Source organism: Rosistilla oblonga (genome assembly GCF_007751715.1).
GTDB classification, from domain to species: domain Bacteria; phylum Planctomycetota; class Planctomycetia; order Pirellulales; family Pirellulaceae; genus Rosistilla; species Rosistilla oblonga.
Genome location: NZ_CP036292.1, coordinates 4,278,114 through 4,299,981, shown reverse-complemented (window position 1 = coordinate 4,299,981; position 21,868 = coordinate 4,278,114). Strand labels below are relative to the sequence as shown.

The window sequence follows — 21,868 nt, the reverse complement described above, 5'->3', positions numbered from 1 at the left end:
CTAGCGTCCGCTAACCCAGCCGCTGTCGCGGTATCCGCCGTTGCCTTGCGGTGCAGGGCGAGCGGGAGCGTTGTAGCGCGGAGCGGTTTGCTGCGGTGGCGTGTTTCGCGGTGCGGTCAACCGTGGCAATTCGTTGCGTTGCGTCGAGACCGTGACGGCGGAGGTCCGTTGGTTCGACTTAGGAACTGCCCATTGGATCGTCTTGTAGGTCGCTTGAGCAACGTTCGACGAACCACGTTCTGCTGGAGCCGGTTCGCGACGAGCGGTGCGATCGTCGGTCGTGTTGTATTGGAATTGATACTGAGCCGGTGCGGGGATCGGTTTCACATCCAATCGCGTCGACGGTTGCTGTTGTTGATATTGGAAGCCAGGTTGCGAATTGCTCGCTCCCGTTCCAGGGAACGATGGCAGACTGAGCGACGTGTTGTTGTTGGTTTGCAACTGAGGCTGCTGCATCGGCGTCTGGTCGTTACCGTTTTGTGGCGGAGCCCCGTAGTTGTTCCCCTGCGGGTAGGTGCTCTGCGGATACGTTCCCTGCGGAGTTCCTTGAGCCGGATAGTTTGGCTGAGCCGCGGGGGGCGTTCCGTAGTTCGGTTGAGCCGGAGCGTTGCCAAACGAAGGTCGATTGGTCGGCGTTCCCGGCGGCGTCACCTGTTGGTTGTAAGGGTTCGCAGCGGGAGCGTATTGGTTGCTGCCGTAGCCCGGAGTCGATTCGTAGGAACCGGGAGGGCATTGCGGTTCACCCGAGCACTGAGGTGCCGATGCCGGTGCCGATCCGCGTAGCGAATAGGAGGGAACGCGTTGCACCTGGGTTTGGTACGACTGGCAACCTTGCATCGTGGTGACCTGTTGACCGGTGCGTGGATCGACCGATTGGATCGGGCGGTAATAGGTGACCGGAACGTTGTAAGTGTTCGTTGAGTAGCTGGTGTGCGGCGAGAAACCTGCGGAATACGAAGGCGTCGTCACGACCGGGCTGCCGCTGACAACTGGATTGGTCGGATAGCTAGGGTAGCCAGCGGTGACGGGAGCGGCGGTTGGGTAGCCCGTCGTCGGGTATCCGGCTGTCGTCGGTGGATACATCTGCGCCCCAGCGGATCCAGCTGTTGGGACGCGGTAGCTGGACCAGTAGTTGCTGGTATAGGTGTTGGTCGGATAAGGCGTGTTCGACGGATAGTAGTTGCCGGTGCCGAAGTACGATCCGACGTTGGGCCACCACGAACCGAAGAAGCTTTGCCGCGGTTGGTTCGGCCAATAATAAGGAGCCGATTGCAGCGGAGCGCTCTGGTTACCAGCGTTGGGGCCGGTGATCGGCGAATAGGCTGTCGTGGTATTCGAGGGTGGCAGCGCGTATTGGTTCAGCGAACCGCCACGGTAACCGGCTGAATAATTGGGAGCTCCCACCGGCAGCGCGGGCTGATTCGCTGTCGGCAGCGAATAGGAGGTGACGGCCATTCCTTGCGGCGGGAACGCAGTGGCTGTCGATCCGAACTGCTGCTGGCCGTTGTAGACCGGCGGGTAAGCGACGTTGGTGGTCGGCAGGTAGCCGGCGGTCACCGTCGGCCCCTGCGGCGTCGGCATGTAGGTCCCCGTCGGGACGTAGTAGGCGGTGCGGTTGCGACCAAACAACCAATCGCAAAGCGGGCCAGCTTGGGCGGGCGCAGCGATTGCCAAGCATTGGACTGCCGTCAGAACGACGATTGCAAGTGCTGGTTTGTTTTGAGTCGACATGTTTTTTACCACGGATAGGTTTGCAGAGTGCGCGAGCGATTAGTCGCAACGCTTCGCGGCTCTCTTTAAATTTCCACCGCCAACGCCAGAGGGCGGCGTTGGTGTTCGGTTTGCGGAATGCTTGTTGGACCAAATCCCACCAACCAACGTCAATCATTCTTAACGAGGAAGCGAGAATTTGGAAAAATACAACGATTACGGGGTGCGGCAGGCGCGGGTTGCAACGGTTTTCAGGTCCTGTTTCACTCGGCAGCCCCCGGCGCGCACGCCTCTGTTGGGAAGATAGCTTACAAATTCAGCCGTTGTGATTTCCGTCCCTGACCTTCTGCGTTAAACTCCAGGTTTGCACGCCGCTTTGGCGCATTCCACCGCTCTCCCGAACCGAAGTCCGCTCATGCTCGATGCCGCCAGTATCCTTGGCCCCGATGGACGCATCGCCAAGCGACTGACGCAGTACGAACACCGCCCGCAACAGCTGGGGATGGCCGATGCGGTTGCGTCGGCGATCGAACAGGGGCACCATCTGGTCGCCGAGGCGGGGACCGGAACGGGGAAGAGTTACGCCTATTTGGTCCCCGCGATCCTGTTCGCCACCGGCGACCAACGCGAGGAGGAGACGGACGATTCGGCGGGCGACGCGCCGCGACCTCGGCGCGTCGTAATCTCGACGCACACGATTAGCTTGCAAGAACAGCTGATCATGAAAGACCTGCCGCTGCTGAACAGTGTGATCCCGCGCGAGTTTTCGTCGGTGCTGGTCAAAGGCCGATCGAACTATATCTCGCTGCGACGCTTGAAGCTGGCGCAGACCAAAGCCGCCGGGATGTTCGAACGCGACACGCAGCACGTTCAGCTGCGTCAGATCACCGAGTGGGCCAAAGAGACGACCGATGGCAGCCGCAGCACCGTGCCGACGCGGATCGAAGCGGGCGTGTGGGACGAAGTCGCCAGCGACAGCGGCAACTGCATGGGGCGCAAATGCGAGACGCACGACAAGTGCTTCTATTACGCAGCCCGCCGGCGGATGCAAAACGCTCAGATCCTGGTCGTCAACCACGCCTTGTTCTTCAGCGATCTGGCGCTGCGACAGCAGGACATCAGCCTGTTGCCCGATTACGACGCGGTGATTTTGGACGAATGCCACACGATCGAAGCTGTCGCCGGGGACCACTTGGGAATCCGAGTCTCCAATGGACAGATCGATTACATCCTGAACAAGCTGTATAACCCGCGGACGCAAAAGGGGCTGTTGATCGCTCACGATCTGCAGCGGTTGCAACAGGACGTCGACCGTTGCCACTTTGCCGCCGACGAATATTTCGCCGGGCTGTTGGATTGGTGGGACGAGGACCCGCGACGCAACGGCCGCGTCCGCCGGCCGAACCTGACGCCCAACGTCGTCAGCGATCCGTTATCCGCGTTGGCCAAGCAATTGAAACGCTACGGCGACGGGATGGACAATGAATCGGTTCGCAAAGATTTCATGTCGGCCCACGATCGGTTGACGGTATTGGCCGAATCGCTGAAGTCGTGGAACGATCAACTTTTGGATGGTTACGTCTACTGGGTCGAACGGACGCGATCGCATCGCGGATTCGATCGAGTGAATCTGGCGGCGACGCCGATCGATGTCGGCGAAGCGCTCCGCGAGATGCTGTTCCAGAAAACCCGCTCGGTCGTGATGACAAGCGCTACGCTGGCGGTCGGCAGCGAAGCGAACTTCGATTTCTATCGGTCGCGCGTCGGACTGACCGGCGGTGAATCGCTGCGTGTCGGCAGCCCGTTCAACTACCGCGACCAAGCGACACTGATCGTTGTTGATGGGCTGCCCGATCCGTCGAGCCAGCGGGAGGCGTTCGAACGGGCGCTTCCCGAGCAGGTGAAACGCTACATTTTGGAGACCGATGGGCACGCGTTTGTGCTCTTCACCAGCTACGGTCTGTTAAAGAAAGTCGCCGCAGCGGTGACCCCTTGGTTGATCCAACAGGGAATGTCGCTGTACACGCAGGGTGGCGACCAATCGCGGACGCAGATCCTCGATGCGTTTCGCAGCAACCCGCGGAGCGTGCTGTTTGGCACCGACAGCTTCTGGCAGGGAGTCGATGTGCCGGGAGACGCGTTGCAGAACGTGATCATCACCAAGTTGCCATTCAGCGTTCCCGACCATCCGCTTTTGGAAGCGCGACTGGAAGCGATCCGCGCCGCCGGCGGTAATCCTTTTGTCGATTACCAGTTGCCCGAAGCGGTGATCAAGCTGCGGCAGGGCTTTGGACGATTGATCCGGACCGCAACCGATACCGGGATGGTCGTGATCCTCGATCCGCGTGTGAAGACCAAACCGTATGGTCGGATCTTTCTCGAATCGTTGCCCGATTGCCATCGGGTCGTGCATCGAGTTCGCGCGCGACAGAGTTGAAGTCGCGGGTGACGGGAGTGTTTGTCGATCGCTGTGTCTGCGCGAACGAAGCGTTTAGCCGACCGCGGCGCCGTGCAAACGGTCGATCGTTTCGAGATAGATCTGTTCGTAGCGCGTTGCACTCTGTTGCCAGGACCAATCCTGTTGCATGCCCGTCGCCACAATCTGATCCCAGACGCCGGGATTTTCGCGGTACGTTGTCACCGCGCGATCGAGCGTCTCGCCCAGCGATCGAGCGTTGTAGTGGGACATGTGGAAACCTGTCGCCGTCTGCAGGCGGACCGTTTCCTCAGTCGCATCGGTCACCGTATCGGACAATCCACCCGTCGGATTGACGATCGGAACGGTGCCGTAACGCAGGCTATACAACTGGTTCAACCCGCACGGTTCATACCGGCTGGGCATCAGAAACATATCCGATGCTGCTTCGATGCGATGAGCCAAGCGGTCGGAGAAACCGAGATGGACCGCCAAGCGTTTGCTGTAGCGACTGGCCAAATCGGAGAGCGTTTGGTGGTAGCGATGGTCGCCGGTTCCCAGCACCACCCACTGCACCGGGCTCCCTTCGCCCAGCCAGTTGTTCATCATTTCGGTGACGAGATCCCAGCCTTTCTGGTCGGCTAAACGACCGATCAGACCGATCAAAGGGATCTCGGGATTGTCTTCGAGTCCCATCTCCTGCCGCAGCGCCGACCGGTTGGCTCGCTTGCCAGCCTTCCAATCGTCGATGCCGTAGTGGGCGTCGAGATGTTCGTCGGTCGCGGGATCCCAGATCTGATAATCGACGCCGTTGACGATCCCCGACAAAACCTGATGCCGGTTTCGCAGCACGCCATCCAACCCGCAGCCAAACTCCGGCTGCTGGATCTCTTCCGCGTATCGCTGCGAAACGGTGGTGATCGAATCGGCGAAGACGAGCCCCGTCTTTAATAGGTTCAGATGGCCGTAGAACTCCATCTTGTCGGGCGTGAACTGGTCCCAGCCCAGCCCGTTTAGCAGCATATCCCAGTGCCAGAATTGCCCCTGGTAAGCCATGTTGTGGATCGTCATGATCGTCGCGACATGATCCATCCAAGGATGCGATTCGAAGCGGTTGGCGATGTACGCCGGAATCAAACCGGTTTGCCAATCGTTGCAGTGAACCACATCGGGGGGCGAATCGAGCGTGTCGATCGCCGAGAGTGCAGCCCGACAGAAAAAGGTGAACCGTTCGCAGTTGTCCCAGAAATCGCCCTGCGCGTCGCCGTAAAGTTGCTCGCGGTCGTAATACGAGGGTTGGTCGATCAGCAGGACTTCGCATTGATCGCCGGGCAGATGACTCTTCAGCAGCCGCGCGTTGACTGTTTTTCCAGCGATCGCGACGGAGACGTTATGTTCGGTTGGTTCGATCGTCTGCCCCGCCAAAAACACCTGGCGAAAGGCGGGCATGATGACCGTCACTTTATGGCCACGCTGGGCCAATTGTTGCGGCAGCGAGCCGCAGACGTCGGCTAGCCCTCCCGTTTTGGCGAACGGAACCGCTTCGGTAGTGAGAATTACGATATTCAACGGGCTGGAATCCACTGGCGCTGTCACTTCATGATGCTCGACAATTCGGCAGCGCGGGGGCCCCTTGGTCCCCGATACTGAACAGTCTTCTATTGAACATACCCCAAGAAACCGGCACCTGCCACGACGATTACCCCTGGGTTCTCTGAAGAGTTATCGATTACCCTATACTGTGGGTGGGTCGTTGTTAATTGGCGAACTAAACTTGCTGGGCAAAGAATAGGGTCTGTGCCCCCGCCGCCCTCGCTTGGAACCTATTAACCACCTAAGTCTTCATGTCGGTATCGGTCAACGATTTTTGGAATCGGATAACAAACAGTGGTCTCGCCGACGCAGCGCAGTGTCGCGTTTGGGCTGTCTCTTATGCCCAGAGCAAAGGTGCCCCGCCGATCAGTGCCAAGGATCTGGCCAAGTGGATGATTGGGGCGGGAGAGTTGACGCTTTTCCAAGCAAAACACCTCCTTTCCGGTTCGTCGCAACGCTTGGTTTTTGAGCGTTATGCGTTGACCGAGCCAGTCGACAGCCCCCCGCTAAGCCGCTGGTTTCACGCGTTCGACCGCGACCTGGGGCAAGCCGCTTCGAAATGCCTGCTCTTTTTTCTCGACCCGCAACAAGCTGCCAAGACCGTTGGAGCTCGCTTCACGCAAGCTCGACGAATCCAGTCGGATCATCTGCAGGCTTATGACCTGATCGCTACCCCCGATGGTGAGCGTGTTTTATGGTCGCATTTGCCGCCGGGGAAAACGTTGGCCCAGCGGATGCAAGAGGGTCGGTTGCCGGCGGATCAAGTCGGTCGGATCGGTAAAAATTTGGCGGCGGCCCTGTCGGCGCTGCACGCTGCCGACCTGACTCACGGCAGCATCCACCCCGAACACATCTGGGTCGCCGATCATGGCGACGCGATTCTGTTGCGCGACCCGATCGTTCGCCCGGTATCGCCGTTGGAACAGCAGCCCAGCGGCTGTCTCGACTCGATCGGCGTCGAATCCGAAGGGCTGCCGCCGAGCGCGATGGCGGCACCCGAGTTCAGCATTCCGGGAAAATCTCCCGACAAATCGACCGATCTGTACGCTCTGGGCTGCCTGTTGTATCTCGCCCGGTTCGGCGAACCGCCCTATTCGGCTGCCCAGCCCGACGCGCTGATTCAACTCCACGCCACCGCCACTCCCGCCGGATTGATGCCGGTCAAAAAGGGTGAGCGATCCGATCCGCTGCTGCGCGTAATCGCTCACTTGATGGCGAAAAACCGCGACGCCCGAATCGCTTCAGCCGACAATCTGTTTTCGGTTTTTGAAGTCATCGAGTCCGACCCGGCTGCAGCCGCGGCAGTTCCCGCCGCCGCCGCCGCGCCGCAGGTTGCTGCGGCCCAACCGCCACAGGCCACGCCGCCGCCATTACCCAACGCGCCTCAGGCTGTCGTCGCGCCGCAAGCTGCTGCGGAAACGCCAACTGCGAAGCCGGCCGCTGCTCCGCCTCAACCGGCTGCGAAATCCGACGCTGCACCGGCGGCGGTGCCACCGAAACCGCAGCCTGCTGCGACGAAGCCTGCCGGCGATGCGCCGATAACAACCAAAAAGCAAACACCAGCTGCCGCCGGTCCGGCCAAGCGGGACGCTGCGGCAGCTCAAGCCGCTCAGCCAGCCAAGCCCGCCGCGGCACGCCCTGTCGAGCAACCGCAACCGACAGCTCAGCCGACTGCAACTCAACCGACCTCTGCGCAGCCGGTTGTCCCCGCTCAACCAGCCGCTGCTGCGGCCGCCCCGGTTCAGCCGACCGCCGCGCCTGTGGGAACCGCGGTGGCTGCGGAACCGATCGCCAATGATCCGGCGGTTCCCAAGAAAAAGCGGCCAACCGGACGGACGCGTAAGAAAAAGAAAAAGAAGAAAAAGGCAGCGGCGATGGTGATCGGTGGCGTCGGTTTTTCGATGCTGACCCTGTTGATCGCAGTGCTGCTGATGAACAATCGCGGACCGCGTCGCGAGCCCGCCGCCGATCCGGTGGCGCGAGGAACGGCTCCCGCTCCCACGGCGGTCGCGACGACGACGCCGCGAGCGGTCACTCGCCCCGACGATCCGACCAGTTCCCCCGGGGGAACGTATCTCGTCAGCGAAGACCGATTCGCGTTGTGGATGCCGCCGGACGAGAGCCAGCCGCCGAAGCTGTCGATGTTGCCACCGGGACCTCAGATGATCGTGGTCCTACGTCCGGCGAACATCATCGCGTCGGGGCCTGGGCGAAAGTTGATGGCTGCGTTGGATACCGAGTTGCAGCCCGCGTTGGCGGCGCTAGAAAAACGGATCGGCGTGCCGTTGGGTGAAGTCGAACGATTGACGATGGCGATCGAGGGCGGTTCCGCTGGCGGCATTCAAGCGGCGCTTTCGGTCGAACTTGTCGATGAGAAGTCGTTGGGCAGTTTGCGGAAAGCGTGGGGCGATCCCGAAGCGGCGGTCGTCGCCGGCGATCAAACGATTTTCGCCGGGGAGGCTGTCGATACCGATGCCTATTATGTGGCGAAAGAGTCGCCGGTCGATTCGATGTCGATCCAGCATTTTGCTGTCGGGTCGGTCAAACAAATTCAACAGGTGGCTGAAATTGGCGGCGGCGAAATCCCGCTGCCGCGTCAGTTTGAACAGACTTGGAATCACGTCCGCGGCGACGGCGACCTGACCGTTGTCGCGACGCCAAACTTTCTGTTTGCCGATGGCAAACGGATGTTGATCGATTACGCACCGAGCGTGATCGCTCCGCTGAAACAGATGCTGATCCCCGACAGCTCGGTGGCGATGCTGACGATGCAGTTTGCCCCGACGTGGTACGGCGAAGTCCGCTTGGCTCCCGGCGGCGGCGCTTCGGCGGCAGCGCTGAGCCAACGGCTGAAGCAGCAGTTTTCCGACTTCCCACTGCAGGCGGAAGCGTTCTTAAATCGTTCGATGCCTCATCCGTCGTGGCGAGGTCTGGCGTTGCGTTTGCCGCGGATGCTCGACGCACTTGGTGCGCAATCGCGAACCGGAGTCAGCGAAAATCAGGCGGTCGCCAATTTCTACCTCCCCAGCCACGCAGCCCCCAACGTTTTGTTGGGTTCATGGTTGGCGATGAATACGCCCGAGGGAACTGTCAGCATGGCGGCGGGCCCCGCGGCGACCAAGCCGTGGACGGTCGAGGAGATGTTGGAGAAACCGATCAAGGTCAGCTTTGAACAAGAGCCGCTGCACTTCGCCGGCTCGACGGTTGTCGATGAAGTCAACAACATCCGCCCCAAGGGAAGCCCGGAGTTGAAGGTCGTTATCATCGGCAACGACTTGCAAAAAATGGGGATCACGCAAAACCAACAGATCCGAAACTTCAAAGCCGAAGGGGTCAAGGTTCGCGATGTGTTGACCCAGTTGGTTCAGCGCGCGAATATCGTCAAAGATCTGACCGACCCGGCCGATCCTCAACAGGCCCTTATTTGGCTTGTCGGCCCCGATCCAGAAGCTCCCGACAGCAAAGTTGTTCTGATCACAACACGCGACGGTGCGAAGGCGGCAGGGTATACGCTGCAGCCAGAATTTGTGATCAAACAGTAGCACCGCGGCCCCGGTGCAGCGGCGTGATACGCGAGCGAGTTCGATGCCTCAAACGCGTCTGTTGCCCGGCTACAGCTTTAGAAAGATCTTCCGCCCGGTGGTGCTCAGCGGCAGTTTGCCGATCTGACCACGGGTGAGCCAACGCGTGCCGGGGGCGTCGATCGGCTGCGGTTCATCCAGAAGCTTGGCGCTCAAAACCTCTAACGTGATCCGGTACTTGGTGACTGCGTGTTTGATCCGCATCAGCGGTTGCGGTGGCTCGATCGTTTGGTTGAACGCGTCGCGCAAATGATCTGCGGCGACCAGGCTCGCGTCGGCGTCCCCTGCAATTTCGCAGCGTGGGAAATCCCAAAGCCCTGCCCATCGTTCGCCAGGTTGGCACTGCCGGACGAGGAATCGTTTGTCGTCGCGAACGACAACCGCGACTTCGCGACGGTCTTCGTATTGGATCTTTTTCACCTTGCCGGGGATCGTTTCCTGCAGTCCCATCTCGCGGGCAACACATCCGTTGGCCAGCGGGCAATGCGTGCAGGTCGGCGATCGCGGCGTGCAGACGAGACTGCCGAGTTCCATCGCCGCTTGGTTCAGGTGTCCGCTGCCACGCTGCGGCAAAATCGATTCGGCAAATTCCCACAGCACCCGCTGCGACGCGGCGATCGTTGGCGGCGACCGAAGCCCAATCAAGCGGCTGTACAATCGCAACGTGTTCGCTTCGACGACCGGCAGGCGTTGGTCGCGGCTGATCGAAAGGATCGCCCCGGCGGTGTAGCGACCGATGCCAGGCAGTGCCAACACGTCGGCAAACACCTCGGGGAATTCGCCATCGTGCTCTTCGACGATCTTCTGCGCCGCCGCGTGCATCTGGCGGGCGCGGCGATAATATCCCAGTCCTTCCCAGTGCCGAAGCACCTCTTGTTCCGAGGCAGCCGCCAATTCGGCGACCGTGGGAAAGCTCTCGGTAAAACGTTCGAAATAGGGGATTACGGTGGCAACCTGCGTCTGTTGCAACATGATCTCGCTGATCCAGACGCGATACGGATCGCGGCTCTGCCGCCACGGGAGCGTCCGCGAATTGGTCTCAAACCACTGCAATAATCGCCGCCGCAGCCGACTGCGCCATGCCGAATCGCGCCATCGTGGATCGTGATCGATCGATTCGGCTGCTGAACTCAAGGGATCCTTCTCCTTCACCGTCGCTTAGATCGGGCAGTGGGTAATCTGTAGATCGTCGGCCAGTTCGCGATGCGGCGTCTTGCCTAGCGTCTGTAGATCGCCGTGATAGGCGCGGACGGCTTCTTCCGCCGTGATCGTCCCATCAGCCAGTTGCCGCAGGTATCCGATGAAGGCGATCTGATCTTCGGCAAAGTTGATCTTTCGACCAAACAGAGCGACTCGAGCACCATACTTTTTGGCGTCGGCCAACATACGGAAGGCGTCCATCGTCGTCCCTGCCGATCCGCCGAGGATGCCGACGACCAGCGACGAATCGTAACGGACCAGCGCTTCCATCGCGGCGGGGCCGAAGTATGGCATCTTCAAAAACAGCGGCCGTCCGGCGCGAGTCACTCCGCCCAACAAGCGGACGATGCAGTCGTTGACGTAACTGGCGACATCCTCGACGGGATGGACGATCGCGTTGGGGGCGAAGACTTCCAAAAAGTGTCGGAAGCCTTTTTGTTCGGCTTCTAAACGGAACTGCTTGTAGTGGTTCAACGTCAACGCATCGCGCTGGGCATCGTTGTTGAGCGTGATCGAATAAAGGCCCAGGTTGGCACCTTGAGTCCGTTCGACATCTCGGCACTCGTATTTGCCCGACTGGATGTGATCGATCGTGGTGCTGCTGAATGGCAGCGACGGTTGGTGGCGGTAATGCGACCCGGGAGCGAACCAGATATCGGTGGTATCGTTGGCGCGAGCGGCGGGAGTGACCGGACTGTCGTCGAAAATCCGTTCATCAATCGTTAAGATCTCGTTCGTGCTGGCGCTCATCAGCATGATGTCGACCAGTTTGCGATCGACGATTTCGCGGATGATGTCGCGGAATTCGTCGAGGGTGCGGTAGCGATGCCGTTGGTCCGCCGCGGCGGGACCGGGACCCATCAAACCAAACGCCAGGTCGGGATCTTTGGCGTCGGCAAGAATGAAGTCGTTACAGGTTGGGTCGGCGGCGATCCGAGCCAATTTTTGGTCGAGCGATTTGTCCATTAGTCTTTAGGTGGTTTGAAATGGAAAAACAGTGGGACTGCGTCGTATGTGGATCGTGTACCGCGGACATCTTGGTGCGACCGATGTCGTTGGACGAACCTGTCGGTGCGGGGCGGATGCATCGTGTCGAACCGATCGGATTGACGACCGGAGGGCTGGCGTCGAACGCGGGGATCGCGATGTCGCGGTTGGGACTGGGCGTCGCGATGCTCAGTTATACAGGCAACGATGCCTGGAACACCATCATGCGAGAAAACTATAAGAAGGAAGGAGTCGACACAAGCCGCTTGCTGCGGCACGCCGAATTGCCCAGCAGCACCACCGTCGTGATGATCGATGCGGAGGGCCAACGCAGTTTCGCCCATCATCAAGGGGCGCCGCGGATGATCGATCGCCAGATGATCCTGGACAATTTGGATCTGATCGCCGCCAGCCGGATGTTTTTGATCGGGTACTATTCTTTGCTGCCGCATCTGCAAAACGATCTTCCCGAGATCTTTGCGAAGATCCGCGAGACCGGTTGCATGACTGCGATGGACGCGGCGGGCAGCGGCGGCGACCTGCAGCCGTTGGACCAAATCCTGCCGCATCTGGACGTCTATGTCCCCAGCCATGGCGAAGCGGAACATCAGACCGGGAAGTCGGATCCGCGGGCGATCATCGACGTCTACCGCAGCTGCGGCGCGGTGGGGCTGTTGGGAGTCAAGCTGGGGAGCGACGGGGCGCTGCTGCAGGAGCCCGATGGAACGTTTTGGCAGATCGACCCGGTGGAACCGCCGGGGGAGATCGTCGACACGACCGGAGCGGGCGACTCGTTTTACGCCGGCCTGATCGCAGGACTGTTGCGGGGCATGACGCCACAAGATGCAGGGCGGCTGGCCGCGGCAAACGGAGCAATTTGCGTGACCGCCAGCGGGGCAACGACCGCGATTACCGACCTAAAAACGACCATGAACCTGGCGGGATTGGAGACCGGTTAAAGCGGGGTATCGCGCGGATCGGCACTCTCCCTGGATGCCCTAGAATCGTTACACATATCATTTTTTCACTGATGCTGTCATTTGCCCAAGATTCCCCCGATACCCTAGCAAGCACACTTTGTGATGTGTGTTCTACAGATTTCTTAAAACGAACAAGTTACCAATCCTTGGAAGGGAGTCGATGATGAGACATTTCCTAATGTCTGGTCTATTTGCAGCGATGATTGCAGTTTGGTGTCCAATGGCATTTGCCGACTGCAATGATTGTGGCACTTCGGATAGCAACGCCAGCGTGGCAGGAAGCCCCAGTGACGTTGCCTGTGGCCCGCAGATGGTTACGAAGACCATTCGCGTTCCACAAATGGTTACCGAAACTCGCGTTGTCAACGTTGCCAAGACGCGTCAAGAGCAACGTACTCGCACGAAAACGGTTTACCGCAACGTCCAAGAACAACGCTCGCGGACCGAATCCTACACGGTGAAAGTTCCTCAACAGCGAACACGCACCGAATCGTACACCGTTAAGGTTCCTTACACCGAAACGCAAACCTACACGGTTCGCGTCCCTCAGTGCAGCACCAAGACCGTCAACTACAAAGTGATGGTTCCCGAGTGCCGCACACGTGAAGAATCGTACACGGTCATGGTGCCTTACACCGAGCAAAAGACCGCCAAGTACATGGTGAAGGTTCCTTACACCGAAACCAAGATCGTCGACTACACGGTTCAGGTTCCTTACACCGAAACCAAGGTTGTCGATTACACGGTGCAAGTTCCTTACACCGAGCAAAAGACCGAAACCTACATGGTTAAGGTTCCTTACACCGAAACGAAGACCGAAACCTACACGGTCAGCGTTCCTTACACCGAAACGAAGATCGAAACCTATTCGGTTAGCGTTCCCTACACCGAAACTCGCACTGAAGAGTACACGGTTAGCGTTCCTTACACCGAAACCGAAACTCGCGTTGTAACCGACGCTTGTGGTTGCCCTCAAACGATCTGCTGCCAAGTGCAGAAGACTCGTTGCGAAACTCGCACACGTTGCATCAACGTTTGCAAGACTCGTTGCGAAGTGCGAACTCGCGAAATCAAGGTCTGCAAGACCCGCTGCGAAGAGCGAACTCGTGAAGTCAAGGTTTGCAAGACTCGCTGCGAAGAGCGAACTCGCACCTACAACGTCTGCAAGACTCGTTGCGAAACGCGTCAACGCGAAGTTCAAGTTTGCAAGACTCGTTGTGAAACGCGTCAACGCGAAGTCAAAGTTTGCAAGACTCGCTGCGAAGAACGAACTCGCTGCTACACCGTCAAGAAGTGCCGTCCCGAGACTCGCACTCGTACCGTGAAGTACACCGTGATGGTTCCCGAGTGCCGCACTCGTGAAGTCAAGGTTGTCAACATGGTTTGCGAAACTCGTGAACGTCAAGTTTGCAAGACTCGCTGCGAAACCCGCCAACGTGAAGTTTCTTACACCGTGTGCGTTCCAGAATGCCGCACTCGTGAAGTTTCTTACACCGTTTGCAAGAAGGTTCCAGAGCAAGTCACCGAGACTTACACCGTTTGCGTTCCTTACTGCGAACAACAAACCGTTGAAGTTCAGGTCTGCAAGAACGTTTGCAAAGAAATCCAAGTTCCAGCTTGCAACTGCTGCTGCAACTAAAACAGTCTTCGCTGGCAACGTTTAAACGTCGCCGGTCGACTGGGAAGACCTTGCACGGAAACAAAGAATTCAATTCATCAAGCGTTCAACAGAAGCGAGATACAAGACCGGCGTAGCGGATGCAAACCACCGTCGCCATGACCACAATCAAACGATTGAGTTGCTTCTACTGAAAACCCACTCGCGCTTCGAGTGAATCCTGATTCAAAGATGACAGGTCGGCAATTTGCCGGCCTGTCTTTTTTTGTGCCCCAACGATCGCTGGGGCTTTGGAATCATTGCGATCGCTTCTTAGCAGAGGACTTCGTTTTGGGCGCTGCGGCCCGGACGATAGAACTCCAACTTTTCCAACGCTGCGTAGACCTCTTCGAGGGTCTTTTCGCCGAAGTTGGAAATTCCCAACAAGCGTTTTGGGGAAGCCTGCAGCAGGTCGCGGACCGTGAAGATGCCTGTCTCTTCCAAGCAATTGGTCGTGCGAACCGAAAGCTCCATCTCAGCGATACTCAGTTCCAGACGCTCGCTACGCAGGCGGGCACGCTCTTCGGCTTGACTTAGCGGAATGCGGGTCATTGCTTCAGTCCTCCTATGACATTGGAAAGCAAATTAATTGGGTCGGTGCGGGAATTTTAGCGAGCGGGATCAAAGTCGCAAAGCGATTCAGGCGAATCCTTTTGAAAATTTTACAATTTGTTTGATAGCGTAAGCCCCGATTCGATGATCTCGCCGCTTCCCCGCCCCCGCTGCGAAGATTCGCCGAATTGCATTAAACTTGCATTCGTTTCGATAGGCAGCGTCAGGCAAGCGGTCGATCGTTTTGGAGTCCACCGTTTCTCTCTCGCCGCTTAGGCAACAATGCACAACATCGAATCGCTTACCGTCAACGTCTTGATCGTGCTGGGAGCGGGTTTGATCGCGGGGACGATTTGCAAGCGGATCGGCGTTTCGATGCTTGTCGGCTATCTGGTCGTCGGAGCGTTGATCGGCGGGGGCGTGCTGAATCTGGTCAACCAACAGGACCACGAACTCGAGGTGCTGGCGCAGTTTGGTGCGCTGTTGCTGCTGTTCGCCGTCGGGCTCGAATTCTCGCTCGAAGAACTGATGCGGCTCAGCCGCTATTCGATGATCGGCGGCGCCACGCAGATGTTTCTGGTCGCGGTCCCTTTGACTGGCGTCTGCATGGCGTTTGGGATGTCGTTGAACGCCGCGGTGCTGGCTGGATTTGCCGGCGCACTCAGTTCGACGGTCCTCGTCTTCAAAGCGCTCGCCGAATGGGGACTGACAGCATCGCCGCACGGTCGCCGCGCGATCGCGATTCTTTTGTTCCAAGACGTCGCCCTGGTACCGCTGATGTTGTTGGTCCCGTTGTTGACGCATCAAGGCGAACCGCCGACGATCACGACCTACCTGTTGCTGGCTCTCAAATCATCGATTTTTCTCGCAGCGTTGATCGGTTGTCGCAGCATTGTGGGACGTTGGATCGTGCCAAGTCTGGCGGGACTGCGAAGCGTCGAATTGGTGATGCTGTTCACCCTCTGTTTACTGGGTGGAGTCTGTTGGTCGGCATTCCAGTTGGGGCTGCCATCGGCAGTGGGGGCGCTCGCGGCGGGAATCATTTTGAGTGGCAATCGCTTGAGCCGGCAGGTCGATTCGATCGTGCTGCCGTTTCGCGAATCGTTTTCGGTGATCTTCTTCGTCACGATCGGGACGCTGTTAGATCCCAGTATGTTCTTCCAGGAACCGCTGCTGCTGACCGCTGGCTTGATCGGGATGTTAGTTCTGAAAAGTGGGGCCGCTTCGATCGCGCTGAAGCTGGTCGGTCTGCAGTGGAAGACGGCGTTTGGGATGGGATTGGGACTGGCTCAACTGGGCGAGTTCTCCTTCCTGCTGATCTCCGAAGCCGCTGGACTGGGCTTGATCAGCCGCGACGATTACAACCGGATGCTGTTCATCGCGTTGGGGACGTTGATTCTCACGCCGCAATTGATTCGATACGGTTTGCGTTGGACGGAGCGGTCGCCCGACGAAGACCTTCACGGAATGCAACACCGACGCGACAGTGCGGTTTCGCGGCACGCGATCGTGATCGGAATCGGGTTGATCGGCCGCCAATTGGCTTCGCGGTTGGAGATCATGGGATCGGAGGTGCGGTTGGTCGATCAGAGTCCGATCAATCTGCACGGCTTTGCCCAGCAGGGCTTTCACACGACGGCCGGCGACGCGCGGGATCCCGACATCCTGCACCGGGCCGGAGCCGAGAACTGCGGTTTGTGTATCGTCAGCGTTCCCAGCGACGACGCGGCGCTGCAGATCGTCACCGCGCTGCGTGGGATCAATCACGATGCAGAGATCATCGTCCGCTGTCGCTATCAGGGGAACGTCCACCGGATTATGAAGGCGGGAGCCGCGGCGGTGGTCAGCGAAGAAGCCGAAGCGTCCAAGGCGATGTTGCAGTGGTGCGATCGCGCCGTGGGGCCGATCGAATAGCCACCGGCCCAGCCGCACAATTTGCCGACGTTAGCCGAGCTGTTCTAAGGCAGCTGAACCGACAACCGCTGCCACGATTTTGGCGGGCGACACTCAAACGACATCGGCTCGCGCCGCGTCGGATGTTCAAACGTCAGCTGCCACGCGTGAAGTGCGATCCCCTGCGGAAACGTCGACGACGCATCGTATTTACGATCGCCGATGACCGGCATCCCGCGACTGGCTAACTGCAGACGGATCTGGTGCTTTCGACCGGTGATCAATTCGACCTCGATCAAACTCTGTCGCCCCGATGATTCGATCACGCGATACCGCAGTTCCGCTCGCTTGGCATCCGCCGTCGATTCGCGGCTGACGACCATCCGATGCGCCGCATCGTCTTTGCGGACGAAGTCGACAAGCGTCCCTTCCGCATCGGGAAGCGTTCCTTCGACGACCGCCAGATAACGCTTTTCGATCGTCCGTCGCCGCAGCATATCGGACAACCGGCTGGCCGCTTTGCTGGTCCGCGCCAGAACTAAAACACCGCTGGTGACGGTGTCCAAACGGCTGACGATCCCGAGGTAGACCTTCCCCGGTTTTTGATACTTCACGCGGATGTATTCGGATGCTTGGTCGAAGACGCTGGTCCCGTCGGTGACTCCCTGCGTCGCGATCCCGGCTGGTTTATCGATCACCAGCAGATGATTGTCTTCGAATAGGATCGGGAACGGCGGCGTTGTCAAACCAGGAACCTCAGGGAGCGTGAATCAGCAAAGGAGCGGAGCGATACTGTCGATCAAATCGGCGGATGAATCAAGCGGTCACCGATCGCAAGACATCGAGATACGCTTGGACAAACCGATCCCAGCTGTACCGATCGACGACCGAACGCCCGCCGTCCGAGAGCCGTTGGCGCAGGTCGCGGTCTGCCAAAAGCCGCGCCAAGCCGGCGGACAACGCGGCGGGATCATCCTGTTCGACGAGTAAGCCGGTTTGCCCGTCGTCGATGATCTCGCCGGGACCGCTGTCGCAATCGACCGACAGCGATGGAACGCCCGATGCCATCGCTTCCAACAACGCGTTGGGAAAGCCTTCGTAGCGACTGGTCAATGCAAACGCTCCCGCCTTCGCGAACACTGCGCCGACGTCGTCGCACCAGCCGCATAATTCGACGCGCTCCGTCAAGCGAAGCGTCTCGATTTGTTGCGCGAGTGCCGGCCGTTGCGGTCCGTCGCCGTAGATCTTAAAGTTCCAATCATGCAGCGATTCGGGAAGTTGCCCAAAGGCGTCGATCAAGCGATCGATCTGTTTTTCCTGCGACAATCGGCCTACCGAAACCAATGTCTTCTCGCGGCGATCGACATCGTCGACGATTCCGTTGGCGTCGGGCGGATCGATCGCGGCGGGAATGATCGTCGTCGCCGCGGAGGTCCAGGCCGAGACAGCGCGGCCGGCGGCAGAGGTCTGCACGATGCAAGCGGCGGCGCGAGGATAGTGCCAGCGGCGCAGCGCCGCCCAAAATCGTCCGATCGGTTGATGGGCGGGCTGAGTCCGTTCGGAGACGACGACAGGCACCGCCAGCGGCTTGCAGGCGGCGAGCGTCAGGATGTTCATCTTATCGCAAAAGCTGAGGACGACGTCGGGCTTGCTCGCCGCGACCGCTTGGCGAATCGCCGCGATCCGGCGTCGGTTGCTGGCGATCGCCTGGAAGATCGAACCGCTCTCGGACATCTGGTCCAGCCCGATTCGCTCAACCGATGCGTCACATCGATAGCGATCCTCGCCCGCCGCATCGAGCGTGATCAGAGTGACCGCATGTTCGACAGCCAATCGGTTTGCCAATCCGGCCATCACGCGTTCGGCACCGCCGCCGGTCAGCGAATGGATGGCACAAGTGATTCGCACGCGTGGCTACCTCGACGACGAGGGGGATTCGATATCTTCGAACTCGGGCATCGAATCGACGCGGCGCGGGTTGCGATACAGCACGTCGGCCAGCAGTTCAGGCGATCCCTGCAACGTCGATCGATCGTGGTGCCAGTCGACATCGCTGGGAACCATCGAACAATCCAGCGGCCACGGATGAAAGACCTCATCGCCCAACGCGGCGATCAAGCGACTGGAGTCCATTGTCACGTTGCCCGCTCGCGGCGGCATCGGTCCGGCGTCGATCCGCGGGCATCCCATCAACAGCTTGGGATCGTAACCGCCGACGCGATTGATGACCTGAGCGATCTCGTAGAGGCTCAAATTCCGCGGCCCGCCGCAGTGATACAGCCCCGCCAAATCGTTCCCCAACAACCGCTCCACCACCAGGTTCAAACAATCGGTATAGGTCGGCGTGCGGACTTCATCAAAGTAGAGCGTCGCGGGGCGGCCGTTCTTAAAACGGGACTGGATCCAATCGATCGCTCCAGCGTGCCCGTTGAAACTGATCCCCATCGGTAGCGAAATCCGCAGCACACAAGCGTCGGGGCGTCGCTCCAAAACCAAACGCTCCGCCGCGACCATCGTCTTGCCGTAGACGGTCACTGGATCGGGAGTGTCCTCTTCGGTGTATCCGCCATCTTTATCGCCCGAGAAGACCAAATCGATCGACAGATGGATGAAGCGGGTTGTCGGCGCGAGCACGCGGATCAAATTTTCGACGCTCGTCACATTGATCCGCTCGGCCATCTGCGGATCCAATTCGCACGATTTCAGGGCACACGAACCCTCGCAGTTCAGCACCGCCGCCGGTTGGATTTGATCGATGATCTGCTGCCAGCGATCGAAGTCGTCGGAATTGCAGCCCAGGATCCCATCGCCTGAAAGAGGCCAATTGTCCTCGCGGCGGACCCCGTAGACCTGGCCGGGAAAGCGAGCTCGCAAATAGCGGAAGGCATTGTAACCAGCGACACCAGCGATTCCGGTGACGATCAAAGGCAGCGGTATCTCTGCGTCCATGAGGAACTTTTTTGTAGGCTTATCGGATGCTTCGGATCAATTGCCCGAGAGGATGAAATCGTGTCGGCACCATCGCGAAAGAACCCGCCAGCCACTGCGGGCGGCGAGGAGCGATTCGCGAGAAATATCGCCGTCCCCTTGTAGCAGACTGGGCCGATCTAGGCAAATCGGCACCGCCGCGACCAGTCGGGCAAACCCACGCGGTTCGCGGCGAACCGCCGGCTCACTTCGGCCCACCTGCCCTCGACGGAAATTCAAGATCTGATAGCCTTCCTCTATAGAACCTTAGGACTGGCGACTCACCTTTTATTGCCCCATCGACCCATGCAAATCCAGCAAGAACTGAAACACCGCTTTTCCGCCGCTCTGGCCGGTCTGACCTCTTCGCCCGACGAAGCCGCCCAATTGCTGCGTCCGACTCAAGATCCCAAGTTCGGCGATTATCAGTCCAATTGTGCGATGCCGCTGAAGAATGAATTGGGCAAGCCGCCGCGCGAGATCGCCGAATCGATCGTCGCGGCGCTGCAGGTCGACGATCTGTGCGATCCGCCCGAAATCGCTGGTCCCGGATTTATCAACCTGCGTCTGAAGGATGACTGGCTGGCGCAGCAGGCGACCGCGATGTTGCGCGACCCGCGACTGGGCGTCGCCGTCGCCGCCAATCCTCGCACCGTGGTCCTCGATTATTCGGGGCCCAACGTCGCCAAACCGATGCACGTCGGACACATCCGATCGACGGTGATCGGCAGCGCGATCGCCGAACTATTGCGGTTCGCTGGCCATACCGTGATCACCGACAACCACGTCGGCGACTGGGGCACTCAATTTGGAATGGTGATCTACGGCTACAAGCACTTCCTCGACCGCGAGGCGTTTGCGTCGCAGCCGGTCGCTGAACTGCTGCGTCTATATCGCTTGGTCAACAATCTGATCGACTACCACAACAGCGTCGCGTCGCTGCCGCAACGTTCGGTTGCGATCGAAAAAGCGACAGCCGATCTGGCGACCGCCGTTGCCGCGGAAGCTGCCGAGACCGAGAAGAAAGCGAAAAAGAAGGCTCAGAAAAACGTAGCCGCTGCGGAGCGGAAGCTGCAGAGCACACGCGCCGAACTGGAATCGACGCGTCAAAAAATCGCTGCGGTCGAAGCCGACAAACCGCTGCACGATCTGGCGCTGGCGCATCCCGAGATCGCCGCGACCGTGCTGCAAGAGACGGCCAAGCTGCACGAGGGGGACAAGGAGAACCTGGCGCTGTGGCACGAGGTTCTGCCCTATTGCCGCGACGAGATCGACAAGATCTACACCCGGTTGGACATCTCGTTCGATCATCAGCATGGCGAGAGCTTCTATCACGAGATGCTGGGCGGTGTGATCGAACAACTGGAAGCCGCCGGATTGGCTCAGCCAAGCGATGGCGCGTTGTGCGTCTTCCTGCCCGAGTTCGAAGCTCCGATGATCGTCCGCAAAAAGGATGGGGCTTACCTGTACGCGACGACCGATTTGGCGACGCTTGAGTATCGGATGCGCGAGTGGTCACCCGACGAGATCTTGATCGTCACCGACCATCGCCAGGCAGAGCACTTTGAAAAGGTCTTTATCGTCGGACGCAAGCTCGGCTGCGGCGACGTGCAACTGAAGCACCTGCCCTTCGGCACCGTGTTGGATGAATCGGGCAAGCCGTTCAAGACACGATCGGGATCGACCGTTGGGCTGGAGGCTCTCTTGGACGACGCCGTCGACGCTGCCTTTGCCGCGGTCTGCGATCCCGATCGCGTGGCGAAGATCGATCCGCCGCTGTCGGACGATGAGAAGCAGACGATCTCGCGAGTCGTCGGGCACGGAGCGATCAAATACGCCGATCTGGCTCACAACCGAACCAGCGACTACAAGTTCAGTCTCGAAAAGATGGTCTCCCTGGACGGCAACACGTCGGCCTACATTCAATACTCTTACGCCCGGATGCAGAGTATTCTCAGCCGCGCCGAATCGAGCGAACAGCAAGTGATCGATGGCGATTCGGCGATCCTGATCGGTGCCCCCGCCGAACGGGCGTTGGTGATCCGGTTGCTGCAATTCGGCGAAGCGATCGACCAGTCGTTGGAAGATTATCGTCCCAACGTAATCGTCGACTATCTGTACGATGTCGCCAAAGCCTATTCGAGCTTCTACGAACAATGCCCCGTTCTGAAAGCGGACGACGCCGCGACGCTGCACAGCCGATTGGCGATCGTCACCGCCACGGCGAGGATCCTGCGCCAAGGACTGAAGTTGTTGGGCATCGATGTCGTGCCGCGAATGTAGCGGTGTTGTTGAACGCACGAAAAAGCCGCGCCGGAAATCGGATGAATCC

General features: G+C 59.3%; 14 protein-coding genes. 6 read left to right on the top strand and 8 right to left on the bottom strand.

The annotated features are described in order from the left end of the window. Entirely contained in the window at window positions 1-1,731 is a 1,731-nt protein-coding gene (locus CA51_RS15125) for a hypothetical protein (protein WP_145121976.1), read from the bottom strand. A 394-nt stretch (window positions 1,732-2,125) separates the two neighbouring features. On the opposite strand from CA51_RS15125, the gene CA51_RS15120 reads away from it, so the two are divergent. Next, a complete protein-coding gene (locus CA51_RS15120; RefSeq protein WP_145121974.1) occupies window positions 2,126-4,147 on the top strand; it encodes an ATP-dependent DNA helicase in 2,022 nt (673 codons plus the stop codon). A 54-nt stretch (window positions 4,148-4,201) separates the two neighbouring features. Here the strand turns inward: CA51_RS15120 and glgA are convergent, their stop codons facing one another. Next, window positions 4,202-5,695: a glycogen synthase GlgA gene (gene glgA, locus CA51_RS15115; RefSeq protein ID WP_145121972.1), complete on the bottom strand. Its 1,494-nt coding sequence runs from the start codon at window positions 5,693-5,695 to the stop codon at window positions 4,202-4,204. Between the two features lie 275 nt (window positions 5,696-5,970). On the opposite strand from glgA, the gene CA51_RS15110 reads away from it, so the two are divergent. Beyond that, entirely contained in the window at window positions 5,971-9,261 is a 3,291-nt protein-coding gene (locus tag CA51_RS15110; protein ID WP_145121970.1) for a serine/threonine-protein kinase, read from the top strand. A gap of 69 nt (window positions 9,262-9,330) precedes the next feature. On the opposite strand, the gene mutY is transcribed toward CA51_RS15110, so the two are convergent. Both mutY and CA51_RS15100 read right to left on the bottom strand, forming a co-directional pair. Beyond that, window positions 9,331-10,434, bottom strand: coding sequence for an A/G-specific adenine glycosylase (gene mutY, locus CA51_RS15105; protein WP_231745718.1), 1,104 nt, complete (start codon window positions 10,432-10,434; stop codon window positions 9,331-9,333). 24 nt (window positions 10,435-10,458) lie between these two features. Further along, window positions 10,459-11,466 (bottom strand): hypothetical protein, encoded by a 1,008-nt coding sequence (locus CA51_RS15100; RefSeq protein ID WP_145121968.1) that lies wholly within the window; start codon window positions 11,464-11,466, stop codon window positions 10,459-10,461. A gap of 20 nt (window positions 11,467-11,486) precedes the next feature. On the opposite strand from CA51_RS15100, the gene CA51_RS15095 reads away from it, so the two are divergent. Beyond that, window positions 11,487-12,446, top strand: coding sequence for a carbohydrate kinase family protein (locus tag CA51_RS15095; RefSeq protein WP_145121965.1), 960 nt, complete (start codon window positions 11,487-11,489; stop codon window positions 12,444-12,446). 361 nt (window positions 12,447-12,807) lie between these two features. Continuing rightward, the gene (locus CA51_RS15090; protein WP_197451206.1) at window positions 12,808-14,106 is read left to right on the top strand and encodes a hypothetical protein; all 1,299 of its coding nucleotides are present in this window, start codon (window positions 12,808-12,810) and stop codon (window positions 14,104-14,106) included. Between the two features lie 291 nt (window positions 14,107-14,397). Here the strand turns inward: CA51_RS15090 and CA51_RS15085 are convergent, their stop codons facing one another. Continuing rightward, window positions 14,398-14,676, bottom strand: a complete 279-nt coding sequence (locus CA51_RS15085; protein ID WP_145097559.1) for a DNA-directed RNA polymerase subunit alpha C-terminal domain-containing protein — start codon at window positions 14,674-14,676, stop codon at window positions 14,398-14,400. A gap of 282 nt (window positions 14,677-14,958) precedes the next feature. Here CA51_RS15085 and CA51_RS15080 point away from each other — a divergent pair, with 282 nt between their 5' ends. Further along, on the top strand, window positions 14,959-16,590 hold the full coding sequence (locus CA51_RS15080; RefSeq protein ID WP_145121961.1) for a cation:proton antiporter: 1,632 nt from the start codon (window positions 14,959-14,961) through the stop codon (window positions 16,588-16,590). Window positions 16,591-16,634: 44 nt separating this feature from the next. On the opposite strand, the gene CA51_RS15075 is transcribed toward CA51_RS15080, so the two are convergent. The 3 genes from CA51_RS15075 to CA51_RS15065 form a co-directional block, all read right to left on the bottom strand. Beyond that, the gene (locus CA51_RS15075) at window positions 16,635-17,315 is read right to left on the bottom strand and encodes an RluA family pseudouridine synthase (RefSeq protein WP_231745717.1); all 681 of its coding nucleotides are present in this window, start codon (window positions 17,313-17,315) and stop codon (window positions 16,635-16,637) included. Between the two features lie 70 nt (window positions 17,316-17,385). Further along, a complete protein-coding gene (locus tag CA51_RS15070; protein WP_145121958.1) occupies window positions 17,386-18,477 on the bottom strand; it encodes a glycosyltransferase family 4 protein in 1,092 nt (363 codons plus the stop codon). Window positions 18,478-18,483: 6 nt separating this feature from the next. Beyond that, entirely contained in the window at window positions 18,484-19,518 is a 1,035-nt protein-coding gene (locus CA51_RS15065) for an SDR family oxidoreductase (RefSeq protein WP_145121956.1), read from the bottom strand. 324 nt (window positions 19,519-19,842) lie between these two features. Here CA51_RS15065 and argS point away from each other — a divergent pair, with 324 nt between their 5' ends. Beyond that, window positions 19,843-21,819 carry an arginine--tRNA ligase gene (argS, locus tag CA51_RS15060; protein WP_145121954.1) on the top strand — a complete coding sequence of 659 codons (1,977 nt, stop codon included), beginning with the start codon at window positions 19,843-19,845 and terminating at the stop codon, window positions 21,817-21,819. Window positions 21,820-21,868 lie beyond the last annotated feature (49 nt).

Bases quoted from the DNA above. Each gene is read 5' to 3' on its own strand.
- CA51_RS15125 (WP_145121976.1), bottom strand. From the start codon at position 1,731: ATGTCGACTCAAAACAAACCAGCACTTGCAATCGTCGTTCTGACGGCA.
- CA51_RS15120 (WP_145121974.1), top strand. From the start codon at position 2,126: ATGCTCGATGCCGCCAGTATCCTTGGCCCCGATGGACGCATCGCCAAG.
- CA51_RS15110 (WP_145121970.1), top strand. From the start codon at position 5,971: ATGTCGGTATCGGTCAACGATTTTTGGAATCGGATAACAAACAGTGGT.
- CA51_RS15100 (WP_145121968.1), bottom strand. From the start codon at position 11,466: ATGGACAAATCGCTCGACCAAAAATTGGCTCGGATCGCCGCCGACCCA.
- CA51_RS15095 (WP_145121965.1), top strand. From the start codon at position 11,487: ATGGAAAAACAGTGGGACTGCGTCGTATGTGGATCGTGTACCGCGGAC.
- CA51_RS15090 (WP_197451206.1), top strand. From the start codon at position 12,808: ATGGTTACCGAAACTCGCGTTGTCAACGTTGCCAAGACGCGTCAAGAG.
- CA51_RS15085 (WP_145097559.1), bottom strand. From the start codon at position 14,676: ATGACCCGCATTCCGCTAAGTCAAGCCGAAGAGCGTGCCCGCCTGCGT.
- CA51_RS15080 (WP_145121961.1), top strand. From the start codon at position 14,959: ATGCACAACATCGAATCGCTTACCGTCAACGTCTTGATCGTGCTGGGA.
- CA51_RS15065 (WP_145121956.1), bottom strand. From the start codon at position 19,518: ATGGACGCAGAGATACCGCTGCCTTTGATCGTCACCGGAATCGCTGGT.
- argS (WP_145121954.1), top strand. From the start codon at position 19,843: ATGCAAATCCAGCAAGAACTGAAACACCGCTTTTCCGCCGCTCTGGCC.